The organism is Kitasatospora sp. NPDC001527, from assembly GCF_040298605.1.
In the GTDB taxonomy this organism is placed as follows: Bacteria; Actinomycetota; Actinomycetes; order Streptomycetales; family Streptomycetaceae; genus Kitasatospora.
In genome coordinates, this window is record NZ_JBEPAM010000003.1 from 1 (window position 1) to 12,481 (window position 12,481).

The 12,481-nt window shown below is 76.0% G+C and carries 6 protein-coding genes, 1 rRNA gene and 1 pseudogene; 2 read left to right on the top strand and 6 right to left on the bottom strand.

Annotated features, from left to right (window positions below; genetic code table 11):
- From ABT238_RS03545 to ABT238_RS03555, 3 genes and pseudogenes are all read right to left on the bottom strand, one after another.
- Nucleotides 1-85: ribosomal RNA gene (locus ABT238_RS03545) — 16S ribosomal RNA — on the bottom strand; the annotation flags it as partial.
- 612 nt (nt 86-697) lie between these two features.
- Nucleotides 698-2,050: pseudogene (locus ABT238_RS03550) on the bottom strand (PP2C family protein-serine/threonine phosphatase); the annotation flags it as partial.
- 202 nt (nt 2,051-2,252) lie between these two features.
- Nucleotides 2,253-3,554 carry an NAD(P)/FAD-dependent oxidoreductase gene (locus tag ABT238_RS03555; protein ID WP_502884117.1) on the bottom strand — a complete coding sequence of 434 codons (1,302 nt, stop codon included), beginning with the start codon at nt 3,552-3,554 and terminating at the stop codon, nt 2,253-2,255.
- Between the two features lie 813 nt (nt 3,555-4,367).
- Between ABT238_RS03555 and ABT238_RS03560 the strand changes: the two genes are divergently transcribed.
- Entirely contained in the window at nt 4,368-5,231 is an 864-nt protein-coding gene (locus tag ABT238_RS03560; RefSeq protein ID WP_350755426.1) for a TetR/AcrR family transcriptional regulator, read from the top strand.
- A gap of 338 nt (nt 5,232-5,569) precedes the next feature.
- On the top strand, nt 5,570-7,933 hold the full coding sequence (locus tag ABT238_RS03565) for a sigma-70 family RNA polymerase sigma factor (protein ID WP_350755427.1): 2,364 nt from the start codon (nt 5,570-5,572) through the stop codon (nt 7,931-7,933).
- A gap of 113 nt (nt 7,934-8,046) precedes the next feature.
- Here the strand turns inward: ABT238_RS03565 and ABT238_RS03570 are convergent, their stop codons facing one another.
- The 3 genes from ABT238_RS03570 to ABT238_RS03580 form a co-directional block, all read right to left on the bottom strand.
- Nucleotides 8,047-8,751 carry a DsbA family oxidoreductase gene (locus ABT238_RS03570; RefSeq protein WP_350560085.1) on the bottom strand — a complete coding sequence of 235 codons (705 nt, stop codon included), beginning with the start codon at nt 8,749-8,751 and terminating at the stop codon, nt 8,047-8,049.
- 142 nt (nt 8,752-8,893) lie between these two features.
- Nucleotides 8,894-9,415, bottom strand: a complete 522-nt coding sequence (locus tag ABT238_RS03575; protein WP_350560087.1) for a universal stress protein — start codon at nt 9,413-9,415, stop codon at nt 8,894-8,896.
- A gap of 622 nt (nt 9,416-10,037) precedes the next feature.
- A complete protein-coding gene (locus tag ABT238_RS03580) occupies nt 10,038-12,218 on the bottom strand; it encodes an asparagine synthase-related protein (RefSeq protein ID WP_350755428.1) in 2,181 nt (726 codons plus the stop codon).
- Between the last annotated feature and the right edge of the window lie 263 nt (nt 12,219-12,481).

Below are 12,481 nucleotides of genomic sequence, written 5' to 3' on the forward strand. Positions count from 1 at the left end.
ACCCCGAAGGGCTTCACCGTTCGACTTGCATGTGTTAAGCACGCCGCCAGCGTTCGTCCTGAGCCAGGATCAAACTCTCCGTGAATGATTACCGGATATCCGGTTCACACCCGCGTCGAGCGGCACGGCAACCACCGGAATAGGGCGGCCCCGCGCACTGCGTCCTCGCTAGTGTTATTTCAAAAGGAATCTCCAACCCCAGAAGAATCTGAGGCCGGGGATGTCAACATATCTGGCGTTGACTTTTGGCACGCTGTTGAGTTCTCAAGGAACGGACGCTTCCATCAGGCGGCTTTCACACCGGCCCTCCGGGCGCTTCGTTCTTTCGTGTTTCCAGCTTATCAGATGTTTTCCGTGCCGTTCCCGGCGCTTCCTTCATCCAACTCGCTGGCGTCTTCTGCGGCTTGACGCCCTGTCCGACGTTTCAAACTCTAGCCGATCACCGCTCCGAAAAGCGAATCCGGCCGCGATCCCCGAAAACAGGCACACCGAATAGACCCTGAGCCGGAACGCGTCGAAACAAATAACGACACGCCTCGGCCCGTAACCGGGAAGAGGTGGTGTTTCAGAGGATTGGCCGCCCCGGGACCGTCCGCGCAGACGCGTGTCCGGTGCTCCCAGCCAGGCAGCTCGAAGAACACTAGACCTCTCGGGTGGCAGAGTCAAGCGCCCGCCGCTGCTCGGGGTACTCCTCGTCGGCCGGCAGCTGGAAGGCGAGGACGGCGACGTCGTCGTCGTGCTCGGAGGTGACGCCCATCGCCCGCAGCAGGCGGGCGCAGACCACGTCGGGGGCACCGACCGCGCCGGCGAGGGTGCGGGCGAGCTGGTCGAGACCCTGGTCGATGTCCTCGTCGCGGCGTTCGACCAGGCCGTCCGTATAGAGGACGCCGGTGGTGCCGGGCAGCAGCCGGAGGGTGTGCGAGAGGTGCACGCCTCCCCCGGTGCCCAGGGGCGGGCCGTTCTGTTCCTCGCTGCGCAGGACGGTGCCGTCGGGGCAGCGCAGCAGGATCGGGAGGTGGCCGGCGGAGGCGTAGTCGAGGGTGCGGCGCTGCGGGTCCCAGACGGCGTAGGTGCAAGTGGCGATCTGGTTGGCGTCGATCTCCATCGCGAGGCCGTCGAGCAGGCTCATCACCTTGTGCGGCGGGAGGTCGAGGCGGGCGTAGGCGCGCACGGCGGTGCGGAGCTGGCCCATGACGGCGGCGGCGCGCAGACCGCGGCCCATGACGTCGCCGATGACGAGGGCGGTGCGGCCGCCGCCGATGGCGATGACGTCGTACCAGTCGCCGCCGACGGCGGCCTCGGCTCCGCCGGGCTGGTAGGTGGCGGCGACCCGGAGGTCGGCCGGCTGGTCGAGCTTCTGCGGCAGGAGACTGCGCTGGAGGGTGACGGCGGCCTCGCGGTGGCGGCGTTCGGACTCGCGCAGCCGGGCGGCGGCGAGGACCTGGTCGGTGACCTCGGCGGCGAAGACGAGGACACCGGAGGTCGGGTCGTCGCTCGTTCGGGTGGAAAGGGCGGGCTCGCCGCCGGGGCCCGCTCGGCTCGGGTCACGGGTGAGGGGGACGCAGGAGACGTTGTAGTAGCGGTTGCCGGTGAGACCGAGGATGCAGCGGGCCTTGACGCTGCGGGGGCTGCCGCCGCGGATCACCTGGTCCATCAGGGGCAGGACGCCGAGGGTGCCGAGTTCGGGCAGCGCGTCGCAGGCGGGCAGGCCGGTGGGGCGCTCGCCGAAGAGCTCGCGGTAGGCGCGGTTGGCGTAGCCGAGCTGGTGGAGCGGGCCGTAGGTGACGGCGACCGGCGACGGGATGCGGTTGAGGACCTCGCGGAGGTCCTGGGGCCGGTGGGGGTCGAGCACGCCGGTGGGGTCGAGGGCGTCGGGGGCGTCGAGGGCGTCGGGGGTGTCGACCGGTCCGGCGGGGCTGGTGGGGTCGCGGGGGCCGGGCACCACGACGGCGTCGCCGGCCGGGGTGCCGAGGTCGGTGCCGGCCCCGGACCGCGGGGTGGCACGCCAAGGGACTCCGGTGAGCCGGGCGCTCCAGCGCATGAGGTTCAAACGACGGCCGCTTCCTCGGGTTCCAGACATATCATCACTTTTTGTGCACTCGTCAGCACACGGGGTAATGACTCGGTCGGGCCGATCCTGTCAGGCGGAGGCCCGATTCCGGAAGTCGTCCGCGCCGGGCGTGGCCCTCCGGTCGGCCGCAGGGCCGCGTCCGTACGCCGGGCGGGCGGCGGCGGCCGGGCGCCGGGGCGGCTCACCCGGGCCGGTCGTCGACCGGCGCGGGCTGCTCGGGGCGGCCGAGCGGGACCACCTCGCGGGAGAAGAGCCCGGCCAGCGCCCAGTCCACCAGGACCCGCACCCGGCGCTCGCCGCTCGGCAGCCGGCGCAGATGCCGGGCCCGGTGCAGCCACCAGGCCCGGCGGCCGGTGAGCCGCCCGCCGCGCCGGGTGTGGGCCACCGCCCGGCCGAGGCCCAGCGAGGTGGAACAGGCCGGGGCCTCGGGCCGGTACTCGGCGATCCCGGGCGCGTGCGGACCCCCCTCCAGGGCGACCAGCACGTTGGCGGCCAGCAGCTCGGCCTGGGCGAAGGCGTGCTGGGCGTTCGGCGCGCACGGCGCCCCGTCCGCGTGCGGGTCCGGCACGGCGGCGCAGTCCCCGGCGGCCCAGGCCCCCGGCAGCGCGCGGCCGTCCGGGCCCAGCACCTGGAGGGTCGGCAGACAGCGGATCCGGCCGGCGGTGTCCAGCGGCAGGTCGGTGTCGCGCAGCAGCGGGTTCGGGCGGATCCCGGCCGTCCAGACCAGGGTGCGGGCCGCGAACCGGCTGCCGTCGGAGAGCGCCATGACCCCGCCGGCGGCGGACTCCAGGGTGGTGCGCAGCCGGACGTCGACGCTGCGCTCGCGCAGCTGGGCCAGGGTGTGGTCGGCGAGTTCGGGCGTCTCCTCGGCGAGGATCCGGCCGGTGGCCTCGACCAGCACCCAGCGCAGGTCCTCGGGGGTGATGTTGTGGTGACCGCGGACGGCGTACCGGGCCATGTCCTCCAGTTCGGCGAGCGCGCCGACGCCCGCGTAGCCGGCCCCGACGAAGACGAAGGTGAGCGCGGCCTGGCGGAGCGCCGGGTCACGGGTGGTGGCGGCCAGGTCGAGCTGCTCCAGGACGTGGTTGCGCAGGCCGACGGCCTCGCCGACGGTGGAGAAGCCCCGGCCGTGCTCGGCCAGGCCCGGGACGGGTGCGGTGCGGGAGACCGCGCCGGGGGCGAGCACCAGGACGTCGTAGTCGAGTTCGACCGGTGCGGGCGGTTCGCCCGGGCCTGCGGCGTCGGCCCAGGCCCGGCGGGTGGCGTGCTCGATGCGGGTGATCCGGGCGGTCAGCACCTTGCAGGCGGTGAGCTCGCGGCGCAGCGGCACGACCACGTGGCGGGGGTCGATGGTGCCGGCCGCGACCTCCGCGAGCAGCGGGTGGTAGGTGAGGTAGGCCTGCGGTTCGACCACGGTGAGGTGGACCTCGCCGCGGCGCAGCCGCTCGCGCAGGCCGCGCTGGAGGTGCAGCGCTGCGGACATGCCCGCGCAGCCGCCGCCGACGATCAGGATCCTGATGGCGCACCTCCTGTCGATGGGTCCGGGCGCCCGCCTTCGGCCGGGCATGCCCCCATCACGCCCCCCAATAAAGGACCGTCGGCGCCGTCTTGTCCACCATCCGTGCTGTGACGGGCGGGGCGGTTGGGGCCGGGTGGGGACAGATGTGCTGCCGGGGTCAGTTTCTGACGCACTTTCGGCCTCGAACGGCGGTGAACTATGGTCGGATTGTGTGGCGTCGCGGCCACTGCCATGTCAACCGGCGGCGACGCACCGTGGATCGGCCATTACGGCCAGTTCTAGTGTTGGCGGGAGAACCCGACTGCGGGACCGTGATCCGGGGAAGGGTAGTTCCCGGACAAGGCCCCGGACGGGCGCCGAGACGCCGGTCCGATCGCACCGATCGGCCCGGCGGCGCCCGCCGGATCGGGGTCCGGGTGGTCTGCGTGTGACCGCACCCGCGGTCGGGCGTCACCCGGGCGGCACCACCAACGGCACGAGCGATGGGTCATCGGTCATTTCTTTCAGGCGTAGCTGCACCGGGGGGTGCAGGGGCGGGCGACGACAGGGTCCGGAATCGGATGCCTGCGGGGGAGAGTTGGGATGATGGAACAGGAGCGACTGTTGGGGCGAGCGGGTGCGGCACTTCCCGGCCAGGGCGTGGTGCCGGAGCAACGCGGACCCGCCGAGGCGGCCGGGCTTCCCGGGCTTCCCGGGGCGTCCAGTGCGTCCAGTGCGTCCGGCGTTCCCGGAGCGTCCGGGACGGCGTACGCGGCGGTCCCGTACCGGGGCGGCGAAGTGACACAGGCAGGCGGACCGCCGCCGGGCGCGCGGCTGCGGGTCGACGCCCGCCGGAACCTGGAGAGCGTGCTGCGCGCGGCTCGCGAGGTGTTCGGCGAGTTCGGCTACGGCGCGCCGATGGAGGAGGTCGCGCGGCGGGCCGGGGTCGGCGTGGGCACGGTGTACCGGCGCTTCCCGAGCAAGGAGGTGCTGGTCCAGCGGATCGCGGCCGAGGAGGTCGCCTGGCTGACCGCCCAGGCGCGCGAGTCGCTGTACGGCGGTTCGGGGGCCTGGGAGGCGCTGGCCGGGTACCTGGCGCACGCGGTGTCCACCGGGGCGGGGCGGCTGCTGCCGCCGGAGGCGTTCCGGTACGCCGAGGAGCTGGGGCGGGTGCCCGAGCAGCGCTCGCCCGAGCCACTGGGCCCCGGCGGGCCGGCCGGCGGGTTCGGCTCCCAGCGGTACGAGCCGCCGGGCGACGGACCGACGGCGGCCGGCGGGTTCCCGGACACCGGGGTCCCGGCGTCCGAGGCCGAGGCCGCGGCGCTGGTGGCCGACGCGGACCCGCGGCTGCTGCTGCAGCTGCTCGCGGCGCTGGTGGCGCGGGCGGGCGCGGCCGGCGAGCTGCGGCCCGGCGTGACCGTCGCGGACGTGGTGCTGGTGCTGACGGCCTCCGTGCCGGTGCACGCGTGGCGCGGCGTTCCGGCGGGCGGCACCGGGCCGGCGGGCACGGCCGCGGCCGCGGTCCCCGGTGCCGCGGTGGCGGGCCCGGCGGCCGGGGACGTCTCGCAGCCGGCAAGTGGTCGGCAGGCGGACGGTCAACCTGCCGAAGGCCCGTCGGACCGCCTGCTGCAGATCCTGCTGGACGGGCTGCGGGCCCGCTGAACGCCACCCCGCCGGACGGCCACCGTCCGCCGCGGGCAAGGAGGTTGGCGAACCGGGTGGTGCGGCGGACCGGATCGCGCGCCCGGCGCGAGCGGTGCCCGCCGGGGTGCCGTTCACCCGGCGAACACATCCGCGACGGCCCCACGGAAGAGTGGGTCGCGGCCGGTCCGGCTACCGCCCAACTCTGCGCTATGCCATCCTTTGCCCGTGGTTGGAGCCAATGTCCCGATGCGCGCCGTTCGCGTGCCCTCGGCGCCGTGCAGCGGGACCTCGTGCGCCCACGCACTCCTGCGCGCCCTGCCACACTACGGGGGCTGTCGTGGAATCTGGGGTCCGTTGTGAGCGCCGAGGAACAGAACGACTACGGCTACGGCCTCGACTTCGGGCGGTCCGCCGGGACCGGGCCCGACTGGGAGTCCGACTGGCGGCCCGAGGGGCCGGGCGCGGACGCCGGGGCGCCCGGTTGCGCGGCGGCGGCCGTCCCGCAGGCGTCCGGTCCGGTGCAGCTTCCGCCCGGCCAGGTGCCCGACCAGGCCGGGATGCCCAGCCGCGAGACGCTCTCCGCCTCCGCCGCCTTCCCCCAGGGCCGCGTCCCCGGGCAGGCCCCCGCCGGACGGGGCGGTGTCACCCCGGAGGCCTTCGTCGGCGCCGGCGCCCCGGCGCGCCCCACCGTGCCGGCGCCCGCCGACCCGGTCGACGGTGAACGGCCGCCCTCCGACGCGGAGTTGACCGCGCTGGTGCGGGCCGGCGACGACACCGCGTACGAGGAGATCTACCGCCGGCACGTCGACTCGGTGCGCCGCTACGCCCGCACCTGCTGCCGGGACAGCTTCACCGCCGAGGACCTGGCCGGCGAGGTGTTCGCGCGCACCCTGCAGGCGCTGAGGGCCGGCAAGGGGCCGGAGTTCGCCGTCCGCGCCTATCTGCTGACCGCCGTGCGGAACGTCGCCGCGGCCTGGACCCGCAGCGAGCGGCGCGAGCAACTCGTCGACGACTTCAGCGTGTTCGCGCAGACCTCGGCGGCCGTCGTCGACCTCGACCTGGCCGACCCGGGCGCCGACGCCTGGGCGATGGCGATGGCCGACCAGCGCATGGTGATGCAGGCCTACGCCGAACTCCCCGAGGACGACCGGATGGTGCTCTGGCACACCGAGGTCGAGCGGGAGTCGCCCAAGACCGTCGCGGTGATGCTCGGCAAGACCGCCAACGCGACCGCCGTCCAGGCCCACCGGGCCCGCGACCGGCTCGCCGCCGGCTTCCTGCAGGCGCACGTCTCGGGCAGCCAGGACCGGGACTGCGAGGGGTACGCCAACCGGCTCGGCGCGTACGCGCGCGGCTCGCTGCGCAAGCGGGCCTCGGCGGAGGTCGGGCGGCACCTCAAGGAGTGCGACCGGTGCACGGCCGCGTGCCTGGAGCTGTCCGAGATCAACCACGGGCTGCGCGCGCTGCTGCCCGGCGGGGTGCTGGTCTGGGTCGGCGTGGGCGGCTTCGGTGCCGCCGCGGCCGCCGTGGGCGGGGCGGCGGTGGTCGGCGGCGCGGCCGCCGGGACCGCGGCCGCCACGGCGGGCGGCGCGGCAGGGGGCGCGGCGACGGGGGCGACGAGTGGTGCCGCCGCGGGTGCGGCGGGTACCGCGGGTGGCGCTGCGGGCGGGGCCGCGGGCGGGGGTGGTGGTGCGGGCGCCGGTGCCGGTGCTGCCGGGGAGGGCCTGGGCACCGCCGCGAAGGCCGGCATCGCCGCCGCCATCGCGGTGGCGGCCGCCGCCGTCGCCGCGTACGCGCTCACCGGCTCGCCCGAGCCCAAGCCCCCGGTGGCCGCTCCCCCGGTGGCCGCCCCGGTCTCGCCCGCGCCGCCGGCCCCCGCGCCCGAACCGGCCGCCCCGGAACCGGCGCCGAAGCCGGCCCCGGCGAGCGCCGAACCGGCGCCCGTGGAGGAGCCGGCGCCCGAGCCGTCGCCGCCGGCCGCGTCCCCCGCGCCGTCCAAGCCCGCGCCCCCGGCCGCGCCCAGCGCGTCGCCGGCCGGCGCGGCGCCGGCGCCGTCGAAGCCCGCGCCCCCGAAGGAGACCTCGGCGCCGTCGCCGTCACCGACGCCGGTGCCGACCAAGCCGCAGCCCCCGGTCCTGGTGACGCCGCAGCCGAGCCTGCCGCCGCTGCCGACGCCCGAGGTGCCGGTGATCCCGACGCCCGAGGTGCCGGTCATCCCCACGCCCACCTTCACGCCGTCCGTGCCGACGCCGACCCCGCCGCTGCCGCCGACCGACTTCTGGGCCGACAGCCTGCCGGTGGTCAAGCCCGGAAACAACCGGGTGCCCCCGCCGCAGCCGAGCATCCGGCAGAAGGGGAGCGACTGGTTCTGGCAGCGGGACGCGGTGTCGGTCGGCGGCACCGAGCACCTGCACGGCATCACCGTGCACGCTCCGGCGACCACGCTGATCGATCTCAACCGCACCTGCACGTCCTTCGACGCGGTGGCCGGGATGGACGACCTGAGCGTGACCCTCGGGGGCGTGGTCTTCTCGGTCCAGAGCGGCGACGGGCGGACGCTGTGGAGTTCGCGCACGCTGCGGGCAGGCGACGCGGCGGTGCCGGTGCACGTGCCGCTGGACGGGCAGAAGTCGATCCGGCTGGTGGTGACGCCGGCGAGCGGGGTCTGGTCGGCGCTGAACGTGGCCGACTGGGCCGAGGCCCGCTTCAGGTGCGTCTGAAACGGGCCTCGGGGGCTCTCCGGTCCGGTGACGGGGCCGGCGCGGGCGGCGGCGTCGGTCCGGGCGCCGGTGTCGGTTCGGACGGCGGCGTCGGTTCGGACGGCGGCGTCGGCTCAGATGGCGCAGGAGCCGTCCGCGCAGGCCTCGCCGGCCGGGGCGACCTGCACCGGCGCGGGCCGGCGCTCGCCGATCTCGGTGGCGACCTGGTCCAGCACCTGGCGGAAGGTCTCGGCCTCCTGGCCGCCCTGGACGGCCCACTTGCCCTCGAAGACGAAGGTCGGCACGGCGGTGATGCCCAGCTCGCGGGCCTCGGCCAGCTGCGCGCGGACCTCGGCGGTGCCCTCGTCGCCCGCGAGGTAGGCGGTCACGCGGTCGCGGTCCAGGCCCGCCGCCACGGCCACCTCGGCGAGGGCGGTGCGGTCGCCGACGTCGACGCCGTCGGTGAAGTGCGCCTTGAGCAGGGCCTCCTTGAGGCGGCCCTGGACGGCCGCGCCGTACTCGGTCTCGGCGAGGTGCAGCAGGCGGTGGCCGAGGAAGGTGTTGGCGTGCAGGGCGGCGTCGAAGTCGTAGGTGATGCCCTCGGTGCGGCCCAGTTCGGCCACCCGGGCATCCATCGCGACGGACTGCGGGCCGTAGCGCTCGGCCAGCCACTCGCGGTGCGGGCTGGCGGTGGCCGGCGCGTCCGGCACCAGCTGGTACGGCCGGTAGACCACCTCGACGTTCTCCTTGCCCGCGAAGCCCTCCAGCGCCTGCTCGAAGCGGCGCTTGCCGATGTAGCACCAGGGGCAGGCGATGTCGGAGTAGATCTCGACCTTCATGACGGGGGCTCCAGGGAGGTGGGGTGGGGCGGGCGGTGGTCCGGGTGGTCCGGGTGGTCCGGTGATCCGGCGGTCCGTTGATCCGGTGATCCGGGATTGGTGAACGGTGAACCATCTCGGGACATTCCCGGCGCCCCGCCGCTCAGCCCTCCGGCGGGGCGGGGACGACCAGGACGGGGCAGGCCGCGTGGTGGACGACAGCGGTGCTGACCGAGCCCAGGAGCAGGCGGGTGAAGCCACCGTTGCCCCGGGTGCCCAGCACCAGGGTGTGCTGGCGGGCCGAGGCGGCCAGCAGGACCTCGATCACGTTGCCGAGCACCACGTGCAGGGACATCTCCGCCGCGCAGGGGTGGGTGCGGGCCTTCTGGACCGCGGCCACCGAACGGCGCAGACCGTCGGCCATCGACTCGACCAGGGTCTCCACGCTCTCCTGGACCAGCTCGGCCATTCCCGGCGGGTAACCGGCGGGCGCCGGGTTGACGACGGCGAGCACGTACAGGGGCAGGCCGTGCACCTCGGCCTCGGTCATCGCCCGCTCCAGCGCCCAGAGCGAACCGTCCGACCCGTCACATGCCGCGAGCACCCCCGGCGGCCGCCCCGTCGGCGGCCGCCCGAGCACCGAGAGCAGGACGGGGACGGACGGGTCCGGGTGGGCACTGGCCACCACGACCTCCATGGGTACGGGAGAAGGGGACGGGACGCCTCGCCATGATCGCCGCCCCGGCCCGCCCCACGTCCGAGCCGCGCCGAATATGCCCACCGGGCACAGCGCAACGCGGCAGCCACACAGAAAGTCGGACCCGCCGACTTCCTACTCCAGCCATGCCGCCCGAAAGGCCGAATCAGTAGACCGGTCTGCATATTTGCGGGCGGGGAGGGGGCGGCGAGCGCAGGAAGTCGGACCCGCCGACTTTCCACTCCAGCCACACGGGGGTCAGCGCGTCTGCATTGTTCGAAGTGGGGAGGTGGCCGCGCGCGCAGGAAGTCGGACCCGCCGACTTTCCACTCCAGCCACACAGAGGCCAGCGAGCACAATAAGTAGACCGGTCTGGATATTCGTGGGCGGGGAAGAAGCGGCGAGCGCAGGAAGTCGGACCGGCCGACTTTCCACTCCGGCCGCACAGAGGCCGGCGCGGGCAATCAGTGGACCGGTCTGCATATTCGAGGCGGGGAGGTGGCCACGCGCGCAGGAAGTCGGACCCGCCGACTTTCCACTCCAGCCGCACGGAGACCAGCGAGCGCAATAAGTAGACCGGTCTGCATATTCGTGGGCGGGAAGCGGGGGGTCAGGGGAAGCGGGTGGGGGCGAGGGCGGGGTGGGTGGGGTGGGGGAGGCCTGTCCAGCAGGAGCCGTGGCGGCGGGCGCGGATGCGGCGGAGCCAGAGTTCGGTGGCGACCAGGTCGGCGAGGCCGGCGAGGGTGGCGGGTGAGAGGGGGGCGGTCCGGTCGGTGGCGTGGGTGAGGGCGGCGCGGACGGCGGGGAGGTCGATGAGGCCGGCCTCCGCGAGCAGGGGGGCGTCGAAGAGTTCGGCCAGGCCGTCGGCGGCCAGCCGCAGGCCCGCCCGGGCGGGGGCGGTGCGGTCGGGGCGCGGCCCGCGGCCCCAGTCCGGCGGCAGGTCGGTACGCCCCGCGGCGGCCAGGACGGACCGCAACAGCGCGTGCCGGGCCCCGGGCTGGAGCCGGACGTCGTCCGGGAGCAGCCGCGCGGCGCGCACCACCTGGTTGTCGAGGAAGGGCGCGTGCAGGCGCTGCCCCGGCTGTTCGGCGGCGTGCACCAGCGTGCGAAAGCCGCGCGCGTGCCGGTGCAGGGCGTGCCGGGCCCGGTACGCGCCCGGGTGTTCACCGGGCTCCGGCTCGCGCGCCGCCAAGCGGAGCCGCAGCGCGACGGCGGAGAGCGCGTCGTCGGAGAGCCAGCGGGCGGCCGGCCCCGGGACCACCCAGGCGAGGTCGTCCGCCGAGCGCGCGCCCGCCGTGCCGGCGCCGTCGGGCGTCCGCCGCAGGGTCAGCCGCACGGCCGTGTCGTCGAGCGCGTCCGCCCACCGGCGGCGGGCCAGCCGGTGGGCGGCGCGCACCACGGTGAGCGGGGTCCGCAGCGCGCCCGCGAGGACGCCGGCGGCCGCCCGGTCGGCGCCCGCCAGCGCGGCGACCGGGGAGAGCAGTTCGCGCGACCGCCCGGCCCGGACCAGGTCGGCCAGCCGGGCCGGGTGCCCGTCCAGCACGTGGCGGGCGCCGTAACCGGTGAGGTGGTCGGTGCCGCCCGCCTCGAACCGGGCCCCGGCCCAGGCCGCGGTGACCAGTTCCGGCCCGGGTTCGTCGGTGAGCCGCCCGGCCGTCGGGTCGGTGCGCAGGTCCGCGTACGGGAGGGTGTCCGGGCCGGTGGCGAGCACGGTGTGGCGCAGCCGCGGGACGTCGGGGGCCGGGACCGGGACGGCGGCGGCGGGGGCGGAGGCGGCCGGCAGGTCGGAGGTGACGGCGGCGACCGGCTCCGGAGCCGTCCGCGGCCGGTCGGCCGCGCGCGCCCAGGAGCCCTTCACCGCTCCGGTGCGCGCGCCCGTCGCCGGTCCGGACCCGGCGGGCGGCGGGCCCGGTTGGCGCAGCACGGCGGTGCCGCCGGCCGCGAGCGGGACGGCGGCGGCGAGCAGCGCGACGGTGGCGGACGCCGTCCCGTAGGAGAGGTCGACGCCGAGCCGGGCCCGCCCCGGCGGCCCGGCCGGGCTGGTGCGGACCCGGAAGCGGACCGACTCCAGCAGCGCCCGGGTGAGTTCCCCGACGGCCGCCGCCTCGCCCCGCCCGCGCGCCCCGCCGGCGCCCGGCTCGTCGTACCCGGAGAGGTACGGCCGCCCGTCGCGCAGGCCGAGCGCGTGCCCGGGCGGCACCCGCTGCACGCCCAGGTAGGGCGTGCCGGTGCCGAGCGCCTCCGGTGCCTCGGGGCAGGCGAGCCGGGCGGCGAGGTGGCCGGTGTCCAGCGGCGCGCCGACCAGGTCGGCGAGCGGCAGCGCCGCCGTGGCGTACGCGGTGCCGCCGCCCCACGGGGTGTGGAAGACCGGCCGGGCGCCGGCCAGGTCGGTGAGCAGCACCGTCGAGCGGGTGCCGCTGCGCAGCACCGCGGTGTAGCTACCGGGCCAGGCGGTGAGGTGGCGGACGGCGCCGCCGCGGGCGTTGGCCAGGCCGGCGGCGAGTTCGGCGTCGGTGGCGCCGCAGTGGCCGAGGACGGCGAGCCGCAGGACGGCGGGGCCGGCCTCGACCGGGTCCGGCGCGGTGGGGCCGGTGGTGACGGCGGCGGGGGCGCCGGGCCGCAGGGTGACCAGGCGGATCTCCTCGGGCCGCCAGTCGCCGACCGCCCAGAGCGGGTCGGCGCCGCTCCACAGGGGGCGCGCGGCGATCGGGGCGACCGTGCCGGGCGGCGGTTCGTGCGCCGGTGCGCCCGGTCGGGGCGCGCCCGTGCACCAGCCCGTCAGCCACCGCATCGCGCCTCCACCGCACGAGGACCTGCACCGCGCGGCGTCCGCCGGCGGGCGGTCCCCCGGCCGGTCCGGGGCGCGCCACGGCGGGCGCCGCCCACCGCGATCCGGCGCACCGTCAGAAGACACCGTCGGAAGACATGGTGCCACCGGTTGGGCGTCCGCCGACCGGAGTTGTCCTTTCCGGTACGCATCCGGCCGGGCGCGCACCGGAGAACGGGGAGCACCGGCGCCCGGCGGAACCCGCGCCGTCGAACACCCGGACGAGC

Excerpts from the sequence above, each read along its gene's own strand:
- ABT238_RS03555 (WP_502884117.1), bottom strand. The coding sequence starts at position 3,554 with ATGTCCGCAGCGCTGCACCTCCAGCGCGGCCTGCGCGAGCGGCTGCGC.
- ABT238_RS03570 (WP_350560085.1), bottom strand. The coding sequence starts at position 8,751 with ATGAAGGTCGAGATCTACTCCGACATCGCCTGCCCCTGGTGCTACATC.
- ABT238_RS03580 (WP_350755428.1), bottom strand. The coding sequence starts at position 12,218 with ATGCGGTGGCTGACGGGCTGGTGCACGGGCGCGCCCCGACCGGGCGCA.